Origin of the sequence: Sphingomonas sp. AAP5 (assembly GCF_004354345.1) — a bacterium.
Taxonomy (GTDB): Bacteria; Pseudomonadota; Alphaproteobacteria; order Sphingomonadales; family Sphingomonadaceae; genus Sphingomonas; species Sphingomonas glacialis.
In genome coordinates, this window is the sequence record NZ_CP037913.1 from 2,293,428 (window position 1) to 2,314,028 (window position 20,601).

The following is a 20,601-nucleotide window of genomic DNA, read 5'->3' on the forward strand; positions in this document are numbered from 1 at the left end:
CCGCGAAAGCGGGAATCCCGCTTCTTCTAGCGTACGCTAAAAGAGAAGCGGGCCCCCGCTGTCGCGGGGGTGACGGAGGAGAGCACGGACCTAGGAAACTCAGGCCCGAAGCGTTCAGGCCTTGAACGATTCCTTGTGCGCCTTGCGCTCGCGATACTTGACGCCCTTCTTGGCAGCAGCCTTTTCAGCTGCGGGCACGACGTGGATCACGTCGACCTTGCCGCCGAGCTTCTCGACCGCCTCGATCGCGCCCTTCGACGCGCCGGCGACGGTGAAGCTGAGCACAGCCGTCATCTCGCCCTTGGCGAGCAGACGGACGCCGTCCTTGCCGCCACGCGCCAGGCCAGCGGCCTTGAGCGCGTCATGGTCGAGCGTCGCGCCGGCTTCGATCTTGCCTGCATCGACCGCAGCCTGGATCGCACCGAGGTTCACCTCGGCATAGTCCTTGGCGAAGATGTTGTTGAAGCCGCGCTTCGGCAGACGCATGTGGAGCGGCATCTGGCCGCCCTCGAAGCCTGCGATCGAGACGCCTTCACGGCTCTTCTGGCCCTTCTGGCCACGACCGGCAGTCTTGCCCTTGCCCGAACCGATACCACGGCCGACACGCATCTTGGATTTACGCGCGCCCTGATTGTCGCGGATTTCATTGAGTTTCATGAGTGCACTCGCTTTCGCTTTTGTCGCGCTGATAAAATGGAGAAGGGGGCCGTTAGCCCCCTGCCCCGCGTTTGTCTATATCCGACTAGCCCCAGTATCCTCTCCCGCATGCGGGAGAGGCAACGGAGACTTGGTTCGCCTTCTTCAGGCGGACCTAGTCGCAGCCGGTGAGGGCCTTCTTTTTCTGCTCGCTCGGAACAGAAGAAGAAGGCCCTCACCCAACCCTCTCCCGCAAGCGGGAGAGGGCTTCAGATCTCGGCTTACGCCTCGATCTTCACCATGTGCGCGACCTTGCGGATCATGCCCCGGACTTCGGGGGTATCCTCGAGCTCGCGCGTCTTGTGCATCTTGTTGAGGCCGAGGCCGATCAGCGTTGCGCGCTGGTCGGCTTCGCGGCGGATCGGCGAACCGGTCTGCGTGATCTTGATGGTTGCCATGTCGCTTACTCCACAACCGCGGCCGCATCGGCCTCGGCAGTCTCGGATCCACCACGGCCCAGCAGGTCGGCAATCTTCTTGCCGCGACGCTGTGCAACCGACTTCGGCGAAACCTGCGAGGTTAGCGCCTCGAAGGTTGCCCGGATCATGTTGTAGGGGTTCGACGTGCCGACCGACTTGGTCACGACGTCGGCGACGCCGAGCGATTCGAACACGGCGCGCATCGGACCACCAGCGATGATGCCGGTACCGGCAGGTGCCGAGCGCAGCGTGACGAGACCGGCACCGAAGTGACCGTTGCCGTCATGATGCAGCGTGCGGCCTTCCTTGAGCGGAACGCGGACCATTGCCTTCTTGGCAGCAGCCGTCGCCTTCGAGATGGCTTCCGGCACTTCGCGCGCCTTGCCATGACCGAAGCCGACCCGGCCCTTGCCGTCGCCGACGACGACGAGTGCAGCAAAGCCGAAGCGCTTGCCGCCCTTGACCGTCTTGGAGACGCGGTTGATGTGAACCAGCTTCTCGATCAGCTCTTCGCCGCCATCGTCGGCACCGGGGCCGCCACGACCGCGATTGTCGCGACCGCCACGGTTGTCACGGCCGCCACGGTTCGCACCGCCGCCAGGACCACGACCGCCGCCAGGGCCGCCACGGTTGCCGCCAGGGCCACCACGACCACGGGGCGCTTCCTGCTGCGGAACCGGTGCGCCGTCGGGCGACGCTGCGATTTCGTTTGGAATGTTGTCGTCAGCCATAATTAGAACTCCAATCCGGCTTCACGCGCGGCAGTCGCCAGCGCCTTGACCCGGCCGTGGAACAGGAAGCCACCGCGGTCGAACACGACCTGCGTCACGCCAGCAGCCTTGCAGGCTTCGGCGATGCGCGTGCCGACACCGGTCGCTGCGTCGAGGTTGGCGCCGGACGTGTCGCGCACGTCCTTTTCCAGCGTCGAAGCGGCAGCGATCGTCACGCCCTTGGCGTCGTCGATGATCTGCGCATAGATGTGGCGGCCCGAGCGGTGGATCGACAGCCGCGGACGGCCCGAACCCCGTGCACGAAGCGCGGTGCGGTTGCGGCGGCGCCGCTTCTCGAAGAGAGACATACCCTTGGTCGACATTACTTCTTCTTCCCTTCCTTGCGGAAGATGAACTCGCCGTCGTACTTGATGCCCTTGCCCTTGTAAGGCTCGGGCTTGCGCCAACGACGGATTTCAGCTGCCAGCTGGCCGACCTTCTGCTTGTCCGAACCCGAGATCTCGATCGTCGTGTTGTCGGGGGTCTTGACTTCGATCCCCTCCGGCACGTCGATGTTGACGTCGTGGCTGTAGCCGAGCTTGAGGTTCAGGTTCTTGCCCTGCGCCGCAGCACGATAGCCAACGCCGTTGATCAGCAGCTTCTTGGTGAAGCCGTCCGACACGCCGGTGATCAGGTTCTGCACGAGAGTACGCTGCATGCCCCAGAACGCGCGAGCGCGCTTGGTCTCGTTTGCGGGGTTGACCGAAACGCCACCCTCTTCGAGCACATAGCTGATCTCTTCGCGCAGCGGCATCGCGAGGGTGCCCTTGGGCCCCTTCACGGTGAGCTGCTGGCCTTCGATCGTCGCGGTCACGCCGCTGGGGATCGCGACCGGCTTTTTACCGATGCGGCTCATATCAGAACACCTCCGCGAGGACTTCGCCGCCGACATTCTGTTCGCGCGCTTCGGCGTCGGACAGAACGCCGCGAGGCGTCGAGACGATGGTGATGCCGAGGCCGTTCATTACGCGCGGCAGTTCGGTCGAAGCCGAATAGACGCGACGGCCAGGCTTCGAAACGCGAGCAACGTGCTTGATCGCAGGCTGGCCCTCGAAATACTTCAGCTCGATGCGGATGCCGGCCGCAGGGCCCATCTGCTCTTCGCTATAGCCACGGATGTAGCCTTCGCGCTGGAGAACGTCGAGAACGCGGGCCCGCAGCTTGGAGCCCGGCGTCAGGACGGAGTCCTTGCGCGCGCGCTGGCCGTTGCGGATGCGGGTGAGCATATCACCCAGGGGATCGGTCAATGCCATCTGTTGATCCTTACCAGCTCGACTTCGTAACGCCCGGGATCAGGCCCTTGTTGGCCAGATCGCGCAGCTGAATACGGCAGAGGCGGAACTTGCGATAATAAGCGCGCGGACGACCCGTCAGCTCGCAGCGGTTGCGGATGCGCGTCGGGTTCCCGTTGCGGGGAATCTCGGCCATCTTCAGACGGGCTTCGATCCGCTCGCCGTCGCTGAGCGAATTGTCGCCAGCGATTGCTTTCAGCGCCGCATACTTAGGCGCGTACTTCTTGACGAGCATCTTGCGACGCTCGTTCTTGTTGACAGAACTTACCTTCGCCATCTTATGCCGCCTTCTTTTCGGTCGCGTCTTCAGTGACTTCCGGCGGGAACGGGAAGCCGAACAGGCGGAGCAGCTCGCGCGCTTCGTCGTCGGTCCGTGCCGTGGTCGTGACGATCACGTCCATGCCGCGGATCTTGTCGATCCGGTCGTAGCTGATTTCCGGGAACACCAGCTGCTCCTTCAGGCCGCAGGCATAGTTGCCGCGTCCGTCGAACGACTTGGGGTTGAGCCCGCGGAAATCGCGAACGCGCGGGAGCGCGATCGTGATGAAACGGTCGAGGAATTCGTACATGCGCTCACGACGAAGGGTAACCTTCACGCCGATCGGCATGCCTTCGCGCAGCTTGAACTGAGCGATCGACTTCTTGGCCTTGGTCACGACGGGCTTCTGGCCGGCGATCAGCTCCATTTCCTGGGCTGCCTGGTCGACCTTCTTCTTGTCCTGCGTCGCTTCGCCAACGCCCATATTCAGGACGATCTTGTCGATGCGCGGAACTTCCATCGCGTTCTTGTAGCCGAACTTCTCGGTCATCGCAGCGACGATCTTGTCGTCGTACATGCCCTTCATCCGGGGCTTGGTTGCAGCATCAGCCACTGATCTTCTCCCCGGTCTTGACCGCAACGCGGACCTTCTTGCCGTCCTGGGTCTCGAAGCGAACGCGCGTCGGCTTGCCGTCGGCGGTCACATGCGCAACCTTGGAAATGTGCATCGGTGCTTCCGAACGCTTCAGGCCACCCTCGGGGTCGCCCTGGCTCGGCTTGGTGTGGCGCACGGCGACATTGACGCCAGCGACAACAACCTTGCCGTCCTTCGGCATGGCCATCGTGACTTCGCCGGTCTTGCCCTTGTCGCGGCCCGACAGGACGATGACGCGATCGCCCTTCTTGATCTTAGCGGCGGCCATTTTACAGCACCTCCGGTGCGAGCGAGATGATCTTCATATGCTTCTTGCCGCGGAGCTCGCGCACCACTGGGCCAAAGATACGCGTGCCGATCGGCTCCTCGTTCTTGTTGACCAGCACGGCTGCGTTCGAATCGAAGCGGATCACGGTGCCATCGGCCCGGCGAATGTCCTTCGCCGTACGCACGATGACGGCACGGTGCACGTCGCCCTTCTTCACGCGGCCACGGGGGGCAGCTTCCTTGACGCTGACGACGATGATGTCGCCCACGCCTGCAACACGACGCTTGGAACCCCCAAGCACCTTGATGCACATAACCCGCTTCGCGCCGCTGTTGTCAGCGACCTCGAGATTGGATTGCATCTGGATCATTGGATCCGCTTCCTTCTCATTCCAGGCACCGATTCCGACCGGTGCCGCCTAAACTCAGTCGTCACCCCAATACCGGGGTAGCACGACTATTGCCTGACCCTTTCCATGCGGCCCCGGCTTTCACCGGGGGACCGCGACGGAGGTGTCAGGCGTCGACGTCGACCCGCTCAGGCGTCGCGTGGGTGTTAACCCGATCGATCACCTTCCAGGTCTTAAGCTTGGAGATCGGTGCGGTCTCTTCGATCCGCACGGTTTCGCCCTGCTTGAACTCATTGCCCTCATCATGGGCATGATACTTCTTCGTACGACGGATGATCTTGCCGTAGAGCGCGTGCTTGACCTTGCGCTCCACGTTCACGACCACCGTCTTGTCGCCCTTGTCGGAGACGATCAGCCCCGTCAGCACGCGCTTTGGCATGTCTAAATCCTTACTTTGCCGCAGCGTCGCGCGAACGCGTCGACTGCAGGGTCTTGATGCGAGCGATGTCGCGACGGACTTCCTTCACCCGGCTCGACTTTTCGAGCTGGTTGGTCGCCGCCTGGAAGCGGAGGTTGAACGCCTCACGCTTCAGGTTGCCGAGCTCTTCGCCCAGCTGGTCTTCGGTCTTGGCGACCAGGTCGGAACGACGCGTGTCGAGCTTTGCCATCTTATGCAACTCCCAGATGCGAGGTGTCGCCGAGACGGGCAACGACCTTCACCTTGATCGGCAGCTTCATCGCTGCGCGGCTGAACGCCATAGCGGCGATGTCACCCGGAACGCCATCGAGTTCGAACAGGATGCGGCCCGGCTTTACGCGAGCTGCCCAATATTCCGGCGAACCCTTGCCCTTACCCATGCGGACTTCGGCAGGCTTGCCCGAGACGGGAAGATCCGGGAAAACGCGGATCCACAAACGCCCCTGGCGCTTGATGTGACGCGTGATCGCGCGGCGAGCCGCCTCGATCTGGCGTGCGGTGATCCGGTCCGGCTCCATCGCCTTCAGCCCGTACGAGCCGAAGTTGAGGGTCGTGCCGGACTTGGCGTCGCCATGGATGCGGCCCTTGAAGGCCTTGCGAAACTTGGTCTTTTTCGGTTGCAGCATGATCTATTCCTTAGCGGCGCGGATCAGGCCGGACGCCGGAAGTCTGTGCTTCCATCATCAGCCGGTCGGTCGCCATCGGGTCATGACCCAGGATTTCGCCCTTGAAGATCCAGACCTTCACGCCGCACACGCCGTAGGCCGTGTGTGCAGTCGCTTCGGCATAATCGACGTTGGCGCGCAGCGTGTGGAGCGGAACGCGACCTTCGCGATACCATTCCGAACGCGCGATTTCAGCACCGCCGAGACGGCCACCGCAGTTGATCCGGATGCCCTCTGCGCCGAGACGCATCGCCGACTGGACCGCACGCTTCATGGCGCGGCGGAAAGCGATACGACGCTCGAGCTGATCGGCAATGCCCTGCGCGACGAGCTTCGAATCGACTTCCGGTTTGCGGATTTCGACGATGTTGAGGCTCACGTCGGACGTGGTCATCTTGCCGAGCAGGCGGCGCAGCTTTTCAATGTCTGCGCCCTTCTTGCCGATGATCACGCCGGGGCGTGCTGCAAAGATCGAGACGCGGCACAGCTTGGCCGGACGGTCGATCACCACCTTGGAGATCGCTGCCTGCGGCAGCGTCTTCATGATGAAAGCCCGCATCTTGAGATCTTCGAGCAGAAGACGACCGTAATCGGCGCCCTCGGCATACCAGCGGCTGTCCCAGGTGCGGTTGATCTGCAGGCGCAGACCGATGGGGTTCGATTTCTGACCCATTACGCTTCTTCTTCCATTTCGCGAACGACGATGCGCAGGCGGCTGAAGGGCTTGAGGATGCGGGTCGACTTGCCGCGGCCGCGCGTGGCGAACCGCTTCATGACGATCGACTTGCCGACCGAGGCTTCCGAGACGACGAGCGAGTCGACGTCGAGGTTATGGTTGTTCTCGGCGTTGGCGATGGCCGAGGCCAGCACCTTGCGCGCTTCGATTGCCATGCCCTTGGTCGAGAATTGCAGGATGTTCATCGCCTGGCCAACCGGCTTGTTGCGAATGAGCGCTGCAACGAGACCCAGCTTCTGCGCCGAACCACGGATCTGCGTGCCGACCGAGAGGGCTTCCTTCTCGCCGACCTTGCGGGGGGATTTCGCCTTAGACATTAGCGCTTGCCCTTCTTGTCCGCGGCGTGGCCGGGGAAGTAACGGGTGGGCGCGAACTCGCCGAGCTTCATGCCCACCATGTCCTCGTTGACCGAGACCGGCACGAACTTGCGCCCGTTATAGACGCTGAACGTGAGGCCCACGAACTGCGGCAGGATCGTCGAGCGACGCGACCAGGTCTTGATCGCACCGCGCGCATTGGTTTCCTGCGCGGTTTCTGCCTTCTTGAGCAGGTGGAGGTCCACGAAGGGACCCTTCCAGACTGAGCGAGCCATCTTAGCCCTTCCTCTTCGTCGAATGACGCGAACGGATGATCATCTTATCCGTCGACTTATTGTGACGGGTGCGCGCACCCTTGGTCGGCTTGCCCCATGGCGTAACCGGATGACGGCCACCCGAGGTACGGCCTTCACCACCGCCGTGCGGATGGTCGACCGGGTTCTTGGCGACACCACGCGTCAGCGGGCGGATGCCCAACCAGCGGCTGCGGCCTGCCTTGGCGAGGTTGGTGTTGCCGTTGTCGGGGTTCGACACGGCGCCGACCGTGGCCATGCAGTTCGCATGGAGGTAGCGCTGCTCGCCCGAGTTGAGGCGGACCATGACCATGCCCTTGTCGCGACCGACGACCTGCACATAGGTGCCGGCCGAACGTGCGATCTGACCGCCCTTGCCCGGCTTCATCTCGACGTTGTGGACGATCGTGCCGACCGGCATCTGGCCCAGCTCCATCGCGTTGCCCGGCTTCACGTCGGTCTTCTTGTCCGCGATGACCTTGTCACCGACGGCCAAGCGCTGCGGCGCGATGATGTAGGCCACGTTTTCCTTGCCATCGGCGGTCTGACCATAATTGATCAGCGCGATGAACGCGGTGCGGTTGGGATCGTATTCGATCCGCTCGACCACGCCATCGACGCCCCAGTTACGGCGCTTGAAGTCGATGATGCGGTAGCGCTGCTTGTGACCGCCGGCGATGCCGCGCGACGTGATGTGGCCCTTGTTGTTACGGCCACCGGTCTTGCGCTTGCCTTCGGTCAGCGCCTTGACGGGGCCGCCCTTGTGCAGTGCCGAACGGTCGACGAGGATGAGCCCGCGGCGTGCCGGGCTCGTCGGGTTATAATGCTTCAGTGCCATCGGATCAGATCCCCGTCGTCACGTCGATGGACTGGCCGTCCTTCAACGTCACGATCGCCTTCTTGATGTCGGAGCGGGTGTAGGGCGCGCCCTTCCACTTTTTGGTCTTGCCCTTCTGGACGATCGTGTTGACCCCCAGAACGGTCACGTCGAACAGCGCCTCGACCGCAGCCTTGATCTGCGGCTTGGTCGCGTCGTTGGTGACACGGAACACGACGGCGTTATGCTCGGAGAGCAAGGTCGCCTTCTCGGTGATGTGCGGAGCAACGATCACGTCGTAATGACGTGCGTCGATCCCGGTTTTTGGCTTAGCCATTGAAGCGCGCCTCCAGCATTTCGACGGCAGCGCGGGTCAGGACCAGCGTGTCGTGCTTCAGGATATCGTACACATTGGCGCCAGCCGCCGGCATCACGTTGATCGTGTGCAGGTTGCCCGCAGCCAGTGCGAAGCTCGTGTCGACCATGTCGCCGTCGATGACGAGCGCGGTCTTGCCGGTGCCGAGCTTGGCCCAATCCGCGATCAGCGTCTTGGTCTTGTTCTCGGCAACGCCTAGGCTGTCCATGACGACCAGCGTACCGGCCTGTGCATGCGTCGACAGCGCCATCTTGAGACCGAGTGCGCGGATCTTCTTGTTCAGGCCGGGGTTGAAGTCGCGGGTCCGCTGACCGTGCGCCTTACCACCACCGACGAAGATCGGAGCGCGGCGATCGCCGTGACGCGCCGTACCGCCGCCCTTCTGGCGACCGAACTTCTTGCCCGTACGCGCAACGTCGGAACGCTCACGCGTGCCGCTTGCGGTCGCACGGCGCTTCTCGAGCTGCCAGGTGACGACGCGGTGCAGGATGTCGGCGCGCGGATCGAGACCGAAGACCTCGTCGTTGAGCTCGACTTCCGTGCCGGCTGCGCCGTCGAAAGACTGAGATGTAACCTTCATGATCAGCCCTCCTGGCCGTCGGTCGCGTCCACGGTCGCGACGTCAGCAGGCGTCTCGGCGGGAGCGGTGTCGTTGGTGTTGGCAACCTGGCGGAGGCCGGCGGGGTACGGCGCATCGGCGTGACGCGCGACCTTGACCGAATCCTTGACCAGCAACCAGCCGCCCTTCGAGCCAGGGACCGAACCCTTGACGAAGATGAGGCCACGCTCGACGTCGGTCGAGACGATTTCGAGGTTCTGCTGGGTGCGGTTCTTGTCGCCCATGTGCCCGGCCATCTTCTTGTTCTTGAAGACCTTGCCCGGATCCTGGCGCTGACCGGTCGAACCGAGCGAACGGTGCGAGACCGAAACGCCGTGGGTCGCGCGCAGACCGCCGAAGCCCCAACGCTTCATGCCGCCCTGGAAGCCCTTACCCTGGGTCACGCCCTGGATATCGACAATCTGGCCGGAAACATAATGATCGGCAGAGATGGTCGCGCCGACTTCGAGCACGGCATCATCGCTCACGCGGAATTCCGCCAGCTTCGCCTTGGGCTCGACTTCGGCCTTGCCGAAGTGGCCGCGCTGCGGCTTGGCGACATTCTTTGCTTTTGCGGTACCTGCGCCCAGCTGGACTGCAACATACCCATCTCGATCGGCCTCGCGAACGGCCACAACTTGCAGATTTTCCAGTGCCAGAACGGTCACGGGCACATGGCGCCCGTCGTCCTGGAACCAGCGGGTCATCCCCATCTTTTTCGCGATCACGCCAGTGCGCATGATCAATGCTCCATTCAATGCAGAGGCACCCCTCGGACCATTCCGAAGGGTGCGTACTCAGCCCAAACTCATTTTATACTGCGGCCCCGACCCGGGCTGGTGCTCCCCGCGTTGGCGGTGGAGCGTGTCGGGGGACGCAGACCCGGATAATTCCGGCGGTATCCCGTCTATTTGATGCCGCCGAAAGCGGCACCGAATCTCGTAGAGGAGCGGCCTTTAAGCCAGCTTGATCTCGACGTCAACGCCTGCGGCGAGGTCGAGCTTCATCAGCGCGTCGACCGTCTGCGGGGTCGGCTGAACGATGTCGAGCATGCGCTTGTAGGTACGGACCTCGAACTGCTCGCGCGACTTCTTGTCGATGTGCGGGCCGCGGTTGACCGTGAACTTCTCGATGCGCGTCGGCAACGGAATGGGGCCACGGATGAGCGCGCCGGTGCGGCGGGCAGTGTCGGCGATGTCGCCGGTAGCCTGGTCGAGCACGCGATGATCGAATGCCTTCAGACGAATGCGGATATTGCTGTCCATAGTCCCTACCGATGCGAAAGAGCGGGGCAACTCACCCATTCGTCATCCCGGCATCTCGCGCCGGGGATGACGGCTGAATGGCCGCCTCTACTGATTAAAACCAAAACTGGAGGCGGGCCACTACAGGGCCCTTCCATAAAAAGCAACAGCCCGCGCCTCTCATCGAGGCGCGGGCTGCACTTTTTTCTATTGCTAGAAAATTTAGGCCGAAATGCCCGAGACGATGCCCGAACCAACGGTACGGCCGCCTTCGCGGATCGTGAAGCGCTGGCCGACGTCCATGGCGATCGGTGCGATCAGCTTGACGCCGAGCGCGATGTTGTCGCCAGGCATGACCATTTCGGTGCCCTCAGGCAGCTCGACGGTGCCGGTGACGTCGGTCGTGCGGAAGTAGAACTGCGGGCGGTAGTTGGCGAAGAACGGCGTGTGACGGCCACCCTCGTCCTTCGACAGCACGTAGACTTCCGACGAGAACGCCGTGTGCGGCTTGATCGAGCCGGGCTTGCAGAGGACCTGGCCACGCTCGACTTCTTCACGACCAACGCCGCGGATCAGCGCGCCGATGTTGTCGCCAGCCTGGCCCGAGTCGAGCAGCTTGCGGAACATTTCGACGCCGGTGACCGTGGTCTTGCGCGTGTCGTTGATGCCGACGATCTCGACTTCCTCGCCAACCTTGACGATGCCGGTCTCGACGCGGCCGGTGACGACCGTACCACGACCCGAGATCGAGAACACGTCCTCGATCGGCATCATGAACGGCTTGTCGAGCGGACGCTCGGGCTGCGGCAGGTACGTGTCGACAGCTTCCATCAGCTTGAGGACGGCGTCATGGCCGATCTCAGGCGTGGTGTCGTTCAGAGCTGCAACAGCCGAACCGCGGATGACGGGGATGTTGTCGCCGTCGAAATCGTACTTCGAGAGAAGCTCGCGGATTTCCATCTCGACCAGCTCGAGGATTTCCTCGTCGTCGACGAGATCGACCTTGTTCATGAACACGACCATCGTCGGCACGCCGACCTGGCGTGCGAGCAGGATGTGCTCGCGGGTCTGCGGCATCGGGCCGTCGGTCGCCGAAACGACGAGGATCGCGCCGTCCATCTGGGCTGCGCCGGTGATCATGTTCTTCACATAATCGGCGTGACCCGGGCAATCGACGTGCGCGTAGTGACGTGCCAGCGTCTCATACTCGACGTGTGCGGTCGAGATGGTGATGCCGCGCTCGCGCTCTTCGGGAGCCTTGTCGATGTTGGCATAGCTGGTGAACGTGGCGCCACCGGTCTCGGCGAGCACCTTGGTGATCGCAGCCGTGAGCGACGTCTTGCCATGATCGACATGGCCGATCGTGCCGATGTTGAGATGCGGCTTGTTCCGCTCGAACTTTGCTTTCGCCATGATTTCCTACCTTATTGATTCGCTCGCGGCCTTCAGAGCTCCACGCGAACGCGGGCCCATAGCGACCTATTTCGGGATACGCTAGCCCTAGCGCCCAACCGGGCGCCAGGGCTTGCAATTACGCCAGCTTTGCCTTGACCTCGTCCGCGACGTTCGCCGGGACTTCTTCGTAATGCGAGAACTGCATCGAGTAGTTCGCGCGGCCCTGGGTGAACGAGCGGAGCGCGTTCACATAGCCGAACATGTTCGCCAGCGGGACCATCGCGTCCACCGACTGCGCGTTGCCGCGCGTATCGGTGCCCTGGATCTGGCCACGACGGCTGTTCATGTCGCCGATGACGTCGCCCAGATAATCTTCCGGGGTCACGACTTCGACCTTCATGATCGGCTCGAGCAGCTTGATGCCGGCCTTCTGCGCGACTTCACGCATCGCGCCACGCGCACAGATTTCGAACGCCAGCGCCGACGAGTCGACGTCATGGTAGGCGCCGTCATAGACGAGGATCTCGAAATCGATGATCGGGAAGCCGACCAGCGAGCCCGTAGCCGCCGTCTCGCGGAAGCCCTTCTCGATCGCCGGGATATATTCCTTCGGAATATTACCGCCCTTGATCTCGTCCTTGAAGACGATGCCCGAACCGCGCTCGCCCGGCGTGACCTTGACCTTCACGCGACCGAACTGGCCGGTACCACCCGACTGCTTCTTGTGCGTGTAGTCGACGTCGACCGGCTTGCCGAGATATTCGCGGTAAGCCACCTGCGGCGCGCCGACGTTTGCCTCGACCTTGAACTCGCGCTTCATGCGGTCGACCAGGATCTCGAGATGGAGCTCGCCCATGCCCTTGATGATGGTCTGGCCCGACTCGGCGTCCGACGAAACGCGGAACGACGGATCTTCGCGTGCGAGACGATTGAGCGCGACGCCCATCTTCTCCTGGTCAGCCTTGGTCTTGGGCTCGACCGAGAGCTCGATCACGGGCTCGGGGAATTCCATCCGCTCGAGGATGATCGGAGCGTTCATCGCGCAGAGCGTATCGCCCGTCGTGGTGTCCTTGAGGCCCGCCAGAGCGACGATGTCGCCGGCATAGGCCACCTGGATGTCCTCGCGCTCGTTCGCATGCATCAGCAGCATGCGACCGACCTTTTCCTTCTTGTCTTTGACCGAGTTCGTGACCTGCGACGCGGTCTCGAGCTTGCCCGAGTAGATGCGCGCGAAGGTCAGCGTACCCACGAACGGATCGTTCATAATCTTGAACGCAAGCGCCGAGAACGGCGCTTCATCCGACGAAGGACGCTCGTCGACGGTCGTGCCGTCGAGCTTGAGGCCCTGGATGGCCGGAACGTCGAGCGGCGAAGGCAGATAGTCGACGACGGCGTCGAGCAACGGCTGAACGCCCTTGTTCTTGAACGCCGAACCGCAAACGACCGGCACGAACGAGAAGTTGAGCGTGCCCTTGCGGATCAGCTTCTTCAGGTCGGCGGTCGAAGGCTCGTTGCCCTCGAGATACGCTTCCATCAGCGCGTCGTCCTGCTCGACAGCCATTTCGATCAGGTCGCTGCGATACTTGGCGGCCTTCTCGACGAGATCCTCGGGGATCTCGGCATATTCGAACTTCGCGCCGAGGCTCTCTTCGAGCCAGATGATCGCACGGTTCTCGACGAGGTCGACGAGGCCCTTGAAGCCGCCTTCCATGCCGATCGGGAGATACAGCACGGCCGGACGCGCACCGAGGCGATCGATGATCGACTGGACGCAGAAATAGAAGTCGGCGCCGGTGCGGTCGAGCTTGTTGACGAAGCACATCCGCGGCACTTTGTACTTTTCAGCCTGGCGCCAGACGGTCTCGGACTGCGGCTCGACGCCGGCAACGCCGTCGAAGCACGCAACCGCGCCATCGAGCACGCGGAGCGAACGCTCGACTTCGATCGTGAAGTCGACGTGGCCCGGGGTGTCGATGATGTTGATCAGGTGCTCTTCGCCCTTGCCTTCGCTGGCGCGCCACTTGCAGGTCGTCGCAGCCGACGTGATCGTGATCCCGCGCTCCTGCTCCTGCTCCATCCAATCCATCGTCGCGGTGCCTTCATGCACTTCGCCGATCTTGTAGGACTTGCCGGTGTAATAGAGGATACGCTCGGTCGTCGTCGTCTTGCCGGCGTCGATGTGCGCCATGATGCCGATGTTGCGATAGCGTTCGAGCGGATGGCTGCGGGCCATGTCAGTGCTTCCTTAGCGATGTGGGGAGCCGGATGGTCCGGCTCCCCACGATATAGGTTACGATTGCAGCGAGCGCTAGCTTACCAGCGGTAGTGCGAGAACGCGCGGTTGGCCTCGGCCATGCGGTGCGTGTCTTCGCGCTTCTTGACCGCGTTGCCGCGGTTGTTGGCGGCGTCCATCAGCTCACCCGAGAGGCGGGCCGACATGGTGTTCTCGCTGCGCGCACGGGCAGCCGAGATCAACCAGCGAATCGCCAGAGCCTGGGCGCGCTCGGGGCGCACTTCGACCGGGACCTGATAGGTCGCACCACCGACACGGCGGCTACGGACTTCGATGCCGGGCTTCACGTTGGTGAGCGCGTCATGGAACACCGCGACGGGATCCTTCTTCGCACGGGCTTCGACGGTTTCCATCGCGCCGTACACGATCAGTTCTGCGACCGACTTCTTACCGTCGAGCATAACCGAGTTCATGAACTTCGAGAGGACCTCATCACCGTACTTAGGATCGGGGAGGATGATACGCTTTTCTGGGCGACGACGACGTGCCATTTCAATTTCCTTCTAAACTTCAGCCATTCGATGATCGGCTATCGAGCCGACCGGCTTACTTCGGACGCTTGGCGCCGTACTTGGAACGCGACTGGCGACGATCCTTGACACCCTGTGTATCGAGGACACCGCGCAGGACATGGTAGCGCACGCCGGGAAGATCGCGAACGCGACCGCCGCGGATCAGCACGACCGAGTGCTCCTGCAGGTTGTGACCCTCGCCCGGGATGTAGCTGATGACTTCGCGCTGGTTGGTCAGGCGAACCTTGGCCACCTTGCGCAGCGCCGAGTTCGGCTTCTTCGGGGTCGTCGTGTAGACGCGGGTGCAAACGCCGCGCTTCTGCGGGTTCTGCTCCATTGCAGGGACCTTGGACTTGGCCTTCTGCGGATCGCGGCCCTTGCGGACCAGCTGGTTGATTGTCGGCATTGAATCTCTTCACCTTGACTGTTGGTTACTTTGCTGGAGCCTTGACGCCCCCCCAGAACAATTCGGGGAATACAAAAAGGGCCGTTGGCAGCGAAACCGCCACCGGGCCCTGGAATGCATCCAGCAATGTTCAAGCACCGTCCCGGAGCAAAACTCCGGTCGAGCGGGGGTGCGCATACAATGCGACTCGGTTTGGGTCAACCGCGCACCGCTGCAATCTTCGGCGCTTCCGATGGGCCGATCATGCTGGTAAGGCCAGTCGCATGACACCATCACCCTATGACCTGCTCATCGTCGGCGGCGGGATCAACGGCTGCGCGATCGCGCGCGAAGCATCCCTCTTAGGGCTCAGCGTGCTGCTGGTCGAGCGCGACGATCTTGCCGCGCATACCTCGTCGGCCTCGACCAAGCTGATCCATGGTGGCCTGCGCTATCTGGAATATTACGAGTTCAAGCTCGTCGCCGAGGCGCTGCGCGAACGCGAGCGGCTGGTGAAGGCGGCGCCGCACATCATCCATCCGATGCGCTTCGTGCTGCCGCAGACCAATGCGGTGCGGCCATGGTGGATGGTTCGGCTCGGGCTCTACCTCTACGATTTCCTCGGCGGCAAGATGACGCTGGCGCGCTCGCGCGGGCTGCGCAAGACCGACACCGCCTATCTCGCGCCGCTCAAGGGTGCGGCGACCGGGTTCGTCTATTCGGACGCGTTCGTCGACGATGCGCGGCTGACCGTGCTCAACGCGATCGATGCCGCCGCCAACGGCGCCGACGTGCGAGTCGGCACCGCAGTCGAGTCGGCACGGCGCGAGTATGGGCTGTGGCAGGCCGCGCTCTCCGATGGCAGCACGGTAAGCGCTCGCGCGATGGTCAACGCGGCAGGCCCGTGGGTCCACCAGATGCTCGGCAAGCTCGGCGTCAACGCCGCGTCGGGCGTGCGGCTGGTCAAGGGCAGCCATATCGTCGTCCCCAAGCTGTTCGAGGGGACGCATTCGTACATCCTCCAGCAGCCCGACCGCCGCATCGTTTTCGCCATCCCCTATCAGGGCGAGTTCACCGAGATCGGCACGACCGACATCCCGGTCGATGCGCCCGAGGACGCCAAGATCGACGATGCCGAGATCGCCTATCTCTGCGACGCGGTGAACCTCCACTTCAGCAAGCAGATCACCCCCGCCGACGTCACCTCGACCTGGTCGGGCGTGCGCCCGCTCTACGACGATGGCGCGAGCGAGGCGAAGGCGGTGACGCGCGACTATGTGCTCGAGCTCGACACCAATGGCCCGCCCCTGCTCTCGATCTTCGGCGGCAAGATCACCACCGCACGCCATCTCGCCGAGGAAGCGATGGAGAAGCTCGCGATGCCGATGGGCTTCACCGCGCACCCGGTGAGCCGCGCGCGCGTTTTCCCCGGCGGCGCGATTGCCGATTTCGATACCTTCCTCGCAAGCGTGCGCGCGACATGGCCGTTCCTCGGCGATGCCCGCGCCGAGCGGATGGCGCACGCCTATGGCGCGATGCTGGCCGAGCTGCTGGCCGACGTGACGAGCGCCGACGAGCTCGGGCCGGACCTCGGCGGTGGCCTGACCGAAGTCGAGGCGCGCTGGCTCCACGACCGCGAATGGGCGCGCACCCCCGACGATGTGCTCAAACGTCGCAGCAAGCTCGGACTTCACTTGTCCGATGCCGCGCAGGCGCGTTTTGCCGAGCATTGGGATCGGCTCTTTTCTGCCGCAGTGCAGCAAGGCGCCTTGTAACGAGCGGTACACAACCCGATCTTGAGGGCCTCGACATTCCGTTTCCAAATCCGAGGACTCCCCCATGACCACCACCGCCCACGCGTTCGCGGCGCCATCCGCCGACGCGCCCTTCGCGCCTTTTTCGTTCGAGCGGCGCGACCTGCTCGCCGACGACGTCGCGATCGACATCCTGTTCTGCGGGGTCTGCCATTCCGACCTCCACACCGCGCGCGGCGAGTGGGGCTCGGTCAATTATCCGTGCGTCCCCGGCCATGAGATCGTCGGCCGCGTCTCGGCGGTCGGCAGCGACGTCACCAAGTTCGCGGTCGGCGATCTCGCCGGCGTCGGCTGCATGGTCGACAGCTGCGGCCATTGCCCGTCGTGCACCGACGGCGAGGAGCAATATTGCGAGACCACGGGTTTCGTCGGCACCTATGACGCGCCGGACACGCGCTCGGGCGGCTACACCTTCGGCGGCTATTCCGACCATATCGTCGTGAAGCAGGATTTCGTGCTCAAGGTCGGGCATGACGAGGCCGATCTCGCCGCCGTCGCCCCGCTGCTGTGCGCGGGCATCACCACCTATTCGCCGCTGCACCACTGGAAGGTCGGTCCGGGCCAGAAGGTCGGCATCGTCGGTCTCGGCGGTCTCGGTCACATGGGCGTCAAGATCGCCAAGGCAATGGGTGCCGACGTCTATGTCTTCAGCACCTCGCCGAGCAAGCGCGAGGATGCCAAGCGGCTGGGCGCGACCGACCTGATCGTGTCGAAGGACGAAACCGCGATGGGCGAACATGCCAACAGCTTCGACTTCATCCTCAACACCGTTGCGGCAAGCCACGATCTCGACCCGTTCCTCAACCTGCTCAAGCGCGACGGCACGATGACGCTGGTCGGCGTCCCCGAGACGCCGCATCCCTCGCCGAGCATCGGCGCGATGGTGTTCAAGCGTCGCTCGATCGCGGGCTCGCTGATCGGCGGGATCCAGGAGACGCAGGAAATGCTCGATTTCTGCGTCAAGCACGGCCTGACCGCTGATATCGAGATGATCGATATCCAGAACATCGACACCGCCTATGACCGGATGATCAAGAGCGACGTGAAGTATCGCTTCGTCATCGACATGGAGTCGTTGAAGGCGGCGTAACCCAGCCTGCTTCCCCCACCCGTTCGCCCTGAGCTTGTCGAAGGGCAGCCCTCCCGTGGCCCGCGTTGCCTGTGGCGAGGGCCCTTCGACAGGCTTAGGGCGAACGGATGGGTGTTGTTCACCTAGTGCCTGAAACGCGTTAGAGGGGCCGTGCCATGACTGCCCCCTCCCCCATCACCGTCGCCGCGCTCTACCGCTTCGCGCGCTTCCCCGATCCGGCGGGGCTCCGTCAGCCGCTGCTCGATCTCTGCTCCGCCAATGGCGTGCGCGGCACGCTGCTGCTGGCGCAGGAAGGCATCAACGGCACGATCGCCGGGCCAGAAGCCGGCATCGCCGCCGTCGTCGCGCACATCCGCACCCTTCCCGACTGCGGCGAGCTCGCCCCCAAATACAGCCACGCGGAAACGATGCCGTTCCACCGCCTCAAGGTCCGCCTCAAGCGCGAGATCGTGACGATGGGCGAACCCGACATCGACCCGCTCGGCGGCGTCGGCACCTATGTCAAACCCGCCGACTGGAACGCGCTGATCGACTCGCCCGACACAGTCGTGATCGACACCCGCAACGCGTATGAAGTGAAGGTCGGCACCTTCGCCGGCGCGATCGACCCGGAGACCGCAAGCTTCAGCGATTTCCCCGCCTGGGCGCGCGCGCACCGCGCCGAGCTCGAGGGCAAGAAGATCGCGATGTTCTGCACCGGCGGCATCCGCTGCGAGAAATCGACCGCCTTCCTCAAGGCCGAGGGTCTCGGCGAGGTCTATCACCTCGACGGCGGCATCCTGAAATATCTCGAGGACGTGCCCGAGTCCGAGAGCCGCTGGCAGGGCGAATGCTTCGTCTTCGACGAGCGCGTCGCGGTCGGCCATGGCCTCGCACCGGGAACGCATGCACTGTGCCGCGGCTGCCGGATGCCGGTCAGCCTGGAGGACCGCCTATCGCCGCTCTATGAGGATGGCGTCGCCTGCCCGGCCTGCGCCGAGACGATCGACGCAACCAAGCGCGCCTCCGCCGCCGAGCGCCACCGCCAGGTCAAGCTCGCCGAAGCCCGCGGCGAAGCGCATGTCGGGGCTTCGTTCGAGAAGCTCTAGACTCAACAGGGTGCTGTTCCCCGGCGAAGGCCGGGGCCCAGTCGCGGGCGGTCAACGCTGGCGTCGCGCGCGATGACGGTAGCCATCACGACTGGGCCCCGGCCTTCGCCGGGGAACCGGATTTCGCGCTTTCGCAACGCTGAAGCCTCAGTACGACCGCCCGATCAGCACCCGCTCGACCGCAGGCTCGCCCGTGAAGACGCAAGTGCCGTCGATCGCGCCCTGCGCCATCGGTGCGTTGCGGATGGTGAGCTTGAGCTTCTTGAGCCGCTCCACGACACCGTCGAGCGCTGCGCCGGTCGGCTTCGACCATTGCACTTCGAGCCAGCCCGGGTTCTTCACGCCCTCGGCGAAATGCGTCTCGAGCGCCGCGAAATCAGCACCCGGAACGATGCTCGCCTCGAGCCGCGCACGCGCCTCGCTGTGGAGCGACGCCTGGATCTCACTCAACGTCGCCGAGACCGAAGCGACGAAATCGCCCTGCGCGACGATCGCGCTGTCGAGCTTGCCGTCGGCGCGGTACAGCCGGTCGCGGCGGATCACCGAGACGTTGCCGCCCGCCATGTCGCGCCCGCCGACTTCGATCACGACCGGCGCGCCCTTCTTGACCCAGCCCCAGCGCTTGGTCGCGGCCTTGCCGAACTTGAGGTCGAGCAGCGCGCGCACCGGTTCGCCGAGCGCCGATTGCTGCGCAAGCTCGGCCTGGAGCGCCTTGCAATAGTCGATCAGCGCTGCGTCCTCAGGGCTTTCGCGCAGCATCGGCACGATCACCACCTGCCACGGCGCGATCCGCGGCGGCACGCGCAGGCCGTCGTCGTCGCCGTGGACCATGATCACGCCGCCGATCATCCGCGTCGACACGCCCCAGCTCGTCGTGTTGGCGAGCTCGAACACGCCTTCCGAATTCTGGAACTTGATGTCCTGCGCAGCCGCGAAATTGGTGCCGAGGAAGTGCGAGGTGCCCGCCTGGAGCGCCTTGCCGTCCTGCATCATCGCCTCGATGCTGTAGGTCGAAACTGCGCCGGGGAAGCGCTCGTTCTCGGGCTTCTCGCCCGCCACCACCGGCAGCGCGAGGCAATCCTCGGCGAAGCTGCGATAGACTTCGAGCATCTTGAGCGTCTCTTCGCGCGCCTCTTCAGCCGTCGCGTGCGCGGTGTGTCCCTCCTGCCAAAGGAACTCGCTGGTGCGCAGGAACATCCGCGTGCGCATCTCCCAGCGCACCACATTGGCCCATTGGTTGATCAGTACCGGCAGGTCGCGCCACGACTGCACCCAGCGCGCGAACGCCGCGCCGATCACCGTCTCCGAAGTCGGGCGCACGACGAGCGGCTCCTCGAGCTTGGCGGTCGGGTCGGGCATCAACCCGCCCTTGCCGTCGCTCACCAGCCGGTGATGCGTGACGACCGCCATTTCCTTGGCGAAGCCTTCGACGTGATCGGCTTCCTTCTCGAAATAGGAGAGCGGGATGAACAGCGGAAAATAGCAATTCTCGTGGCCGGTCGCCTTGATCCGGTCATCGAGCAAGCGCTGGATGCGCTCCCAGATGCCATAGCCCCACGGCCGGATGACCATGCAGCCGCGCACGCCCGATTCCTCGGCGAGATCGGCCTCCGCGATGACGGACTGGTACCAGGCCGAGAAATCGGCCTCGCGGGTGACGGGGAGTGCATGCTTGATCATGCTGGCGCGGATAGCGCGGAGAAGCGGCGGCGTCACCCCCGGGTGATCTCGATCCGGGCCGGCGGCCCCACCTCCGTTCGGGCTGAGCCTGTCGAAGCCCTGCCCTCCCCGC

Annotated in this window: 29 protein-coding genes; 3 read left to right on the forward strand and 26 right to left on the reverse strand. The window is 63.8% G+C overall.

Annotation, left to right across the window (positions count from 1 at the left end):
- Positions 1 to 114 precede the first annotated feature (114 nt).
- The 25 genes from rplO to rpsL form a co-directional block, all read right to left on the reverse strand.
- Entirely contained in the window at positions 115 to 657 is a 543-nt protein-coding gene (rplO, locus tag E2E30_RS10575) for a 50S ribosomal protein L15 (protein ID WP_010185512.1), read from the reverse strand.
- 260 nt (positions 658 to 917) lie between these two features.
- Positions 918 to 1,094, reverse strand: coding sequence for a 50S ribosomal protein L30 (gene rpmD, locus E2E30_RS10580; protein WP_010164564.1), 177 nt, complete (start codon positions 1,092 to 1,094; stop codon positions 918 to 920).
- A 5-nt stretch (positions 1,095 to 1,099) separates the two neighbouring features.
- On the reverse strand, positions 1,100 to 1,846 hold the full coding sequence (rpsE, locus tag E2E30_RS10585; protein ID WP_133189625.1) for a 30S ribosomal protein S5: 747 nt from the start codon (positions 1,844 to 1,846) through the stop codon (positions 1,100 to 1,102).
- Positions 1,847 to 1,848: 2 nt separating this feature from the next.
- On the reverse strand, positions 1,849 to 2,208 hold the full coding sequence (rplR, locus tag E2E30_RS10590; RefSeq protein WP_010185509.1) for a 50S ribosomal protein L18: 360 nt from the start codon (positions 2,206 to 2,208) through the stop codon (positions 1,849 to 1,851).
- The gene (gene rplF, locus E2E30_RS10595) at positions 2,208 to 2,741 is read right to left on the reverse strand and encodes a 50S ribosomal protein L6 (protein ID WP_010185508.1); all 534 of its coding nucleotides are present in this window, start codon (positions 2,739 to 2,741) and stop codon (positions 2,208 to 2,210) included. Before rplF ends, rplR begins: the two co-directional genes overlap by 1 nt.
- Before the next feature lies 1 nt (position 2,742).
- A complete protein-coding gene (rpsH, locus tag E2E30_RS10600) occupies positions 2,743 to 3,138 on the reverse strand; it encodes a 30S ribosomal protein S8 (protein WP_010185507.1) in 396 nt (131 codons plus the stop codon).
- A 10-nt stretch (positions 3,139 to 3,148) separates the two neighbouring features.
- Positions 3,149 to 3,454: a 30S ribosomal protein S14 gene (gene rpsN / locus E2E30_RS10605; protein WP_010185506.1), complete on the reverse strand. Its 306-nt coding sequence runs from the start codon at positions 3,452 to 3,454 to the stop codon at positions 3,149 to 3,151.
- A gap of 1 nt (position 3,455) precedes the next feature.
- Positions 3,456 to 4,049 carry a 50S ribosomal protein L5 gene (rplE, locus tag E2E30_RS10610; RefSeq protein ID WP_029625217.1) on the reverse strand — a complete coding sequence of 198 codons (594 nt, stop codon included), beginning with the start codon at positions 4,047 to 4,049 and terminating at the stop codon, positions 3,456 to 3,458.
- Complete coding sequence (gene rplX, locus E2E30_RS10615) at positions 4,042 to 4,359, reverse strand: 50S ribosomal protein L24 (RefSeq protein WP_133189627.1); 318 nt, start codon at positions 4,357 to 4,359, stop codon at positions 4,042 to 4,044. The genes rplE and rplX overlap by 8 nt, the downstream gene beginning before the upstream one ends.
- A gap of 1 nt (position 4,360) precedes the next feature.
- Entirely contained in the window at positions 4,361 to 4,729 is a 369-nt protein-coding gene (gene rplN, locus E2E30_RS10620; RefSeq protein WP_010164574.1) for a 50S ribosomal protein L14, read from the reverse strand.
- A gap of 145 nt (positions 4,730 to 4,874) precedes the next feature.
- Entirely contained in the window at positions 4,875 to 5,147 is a 273-nt protein-coding gene (gene rpsQ / locus E2E30_RS10625) for a 30S ribosomal protein S17 (protein ID WP_010185503.1), read from the reverse strand.
- 10 nt (positions 5,148 to 5,157) lie between these two features.
- A complete protein-coding gene (gene rpmC, locus E2E30_RS10630; RefSeq protein WP_133189629.1) occupies positions 5,158 to 5,376 on the reverse strand; it encodes a 50S ribosomal protein L29 in 219 nt (72 codons plus the stop codon).
- A 1-nt stretch (position 5,377) separates the two neighbouring features.
- On the reverse strand, positions 5,378 to 5,812 hold the full coding sequence (gene rplP, locus E2E30_RS10635; protein WP_010185500.1) for a 50S ribosomal protein L16: 435 nt from the start codon (positions 5,810 to 5,812) through the stop codon (positions 5,378 to 5,380).
- Between the two features lie 10 nt (positions 5,813 to 5,822).
- Entirely contained in the window at positions 5,823 to 6,524 is a 702-nt protein-coding gene (rpsC, locus tag E2E30_RS10640) for a 30S ribosomal protein S3 (protein ID WP_010185499.1), read from the reverse strand.
- Complete coding sequence (gene rplV, locus E2E30_RS10645) at positions 6,524 to 6,904, reverse strand: 50S ribosomal protein L22 (RefSeq protein WP_010185498.1); 381 nt, start codon at positions 6,902 to 6,904, stop codon at positions 6,524 to 6,526. Before rplV ends, rpsC begins: the two co-directional genes overlap by 1 nt.
- Positions 6,904 to 7,179: a 30S ribosomal protein S19 gene (gene rpsS, locus E2E30_RS10650; protein WP_010164582.1), complete on the reverse strand. Its 276-nt coding sequence runs from the start codon at positions 7,177 to 7,179 to the stop codon at positions 6,904 to 6,906. Before rpsS ends, rplV begins: the two co-directional genes overlap by 1 nt.
- 1 nt (position 7,180) lies before the next feature.
- Positions 7,181 to 8,035, reverse strand: coding sequence for a 50S ribosomal protein L2 (rplB, locus tag E2E30_RS10655; RefSeq protein WP_133189631.1), 855 nt, complete (start codon positions 8,033 to 8,035; stop codon positions 7,181 to 7,183).
- 4 nt (positions 8,036 to 8,039) lie between these two features.
- Positions 8,040 to 8,351 (reverse strand): 50S ribosomal protein L23, encoded by a 312-nt coding sequence (locus E2E30_RS10660; RefSeq protein ID WP_133189633.1) that lies wholly within the window; start codon positions 8,349 to 8,351, stop codon positions 8,040 to 8,042.
- Positions 8,344 to 8,970: a 50S ribosomal protein L4 gene (rplD, locus tag E2E30_RS10665; RefSeq protein ID WP_133189635.1), complete on the reverse strand. Its 627-nt coding sequence runs from the start codon at positions 8,968 to 8,970 to the stop codon at positions 8,344 to 8,346. Before rplD ends, E2E30_RS10660 begins: the two co-directional genes overlap by 8 nt.
- A gap of 2 nt (positions 8,971 to 8,972) precedes the next feature.
- Positions 8,973 to 9,728, reverse strand: coding sequence for a 50S ribosomal protein L3 (gene rplC / locus E2E30_RS10670; RefSeq protein WP_010185494.1), 756 nt, complete (start codon positions 9,726 to 9,728; stop codon positions 8,973 to 8,975).
- Positions 9,729 to 9,944: 216 nt separating this feature from the next.
- Positions 9,945 to 10,253, reverse strand: coding sequence for a 30S ribosomal protein S10 (gene rpsJ, locus E2E30_RS10675; protein WP_007406109.1), 309 nt, complete (start codon positions 10,251 to 10,253; stop codon positions 9,945 to 9,947).
- Positions 10,254 to 10,454: 201 nt separating this feature from the next.
- Positions 10,455 to 11,645, reverse strand: a complete 1,191-nt coding sequence (gene tuf / locus E2E30_RS10680) for an elongation factor Tu (RefSeq protein WP_010185493.1) — start codon at positions 11,643 to 11,645, stop codon at positions 10,455 to 10,457.
- Between the two features lie 118 nt (positions 11,646 to 11,763).
- Positions 11,764 to 13,860 carry an elongation factor G gene (gene fusA, locus E2E30_RS10685; protein ID WP_133189637.1) on the reverse strand — a complete coding sequence of 699 codons (2,097 nt, stop codon included), beginning with the start codon at positions 13,858 to 13,860 and terminating at the stop codon, positions 11,764 to 11,766.
- An 80-nt stretch (positions 13,861 to 13,940) separates the two neighbouring features.
- Complete coding sequence (gene rpsG / locus E2E30_RS10690; RefSeq protein WP_133189639.1) at positions 13,941 to 14,411, reverse strand: 30S ribosomal protein S7; 471 nt, start codon at positions 14,409 to 14,411, stop codon at positions 13,941 to 13,943.
- 55 nt (positions 14,412 to 14,466) lie between these two features.
- Positions 14,467 to 14,838, reverse strand: a complete 372-nt coding sequence (gene rpsL / locus E2E30_RS10695; protein WP_019516007.1) for a 30S ribosomal protein S12 — start codon at positions 14,836 to 14,838, stop codon at positions 14,467 to 14,469.
- Positions 14,839 to 15,101: 263 nt separating this feature from the next.
- Between rpsL and glpD the strand changes: the two genes are divergently transcribed.
- From glpD to trhO, 3 genes are all read left to right on the forward strand, one after another.
- Positions 15,102 to 16,592, forward strand: a complete 1,491-nt coding sequence (gene glpD / locus E2E30_RS10700) for a glycerol-3-phosphate dehydrogenase (RefSeq protein WP_133189641.1) — start codon at positions 15,102 to 15,104, stop codon at positions 16,590 to 16,592.
- A 64-nt stretch (positions 16,593 to 16,656) separates the two neighbouring features.
- Complete coding sequence (locus tag E2E30_RS10705) at positions 16,657 to 17,721, forward strand: NAD(P)-dependent alcohol dehydrogenase (protein ID WP_133189643.1); 1,065 nt, start codon at positions 16,657 to 16,659, stop codon at positions 17,719 to 17,721.
- A gap of 155 nt (positions 17,722 to 17,876) precedes the next feature.
- Entirely contained in the window at positions 17,877 to 18,809 is a 933-nt protein-coding gene (gene trhO, locus E2E30_RS10710; protein WP_133189645.1) for an oxygen-dependent tRNA uridine(34) hydroxylase TrhO, read from the forward strand.
- Positions 18,810 to 18,956: 147 nt separating this feature from the next.
- Here the strand turns inward: trhO and E2E30_RS10715 are convergent, their stop codons facing one another.
- Positions 18,957 to 20,489, reverse strand: a complete 1,533-nt coding sequence (locus E2E30_RS10715) for an aminoacyl--tRNA ligase-related protein (protein WP_133189647.1) — start codon at positions 20,487 to 20,489, stop codon at positions 18,957 to 18,959.
- Positions 20,490 to 20,601 lie beyond the last annotated feature (112 nt).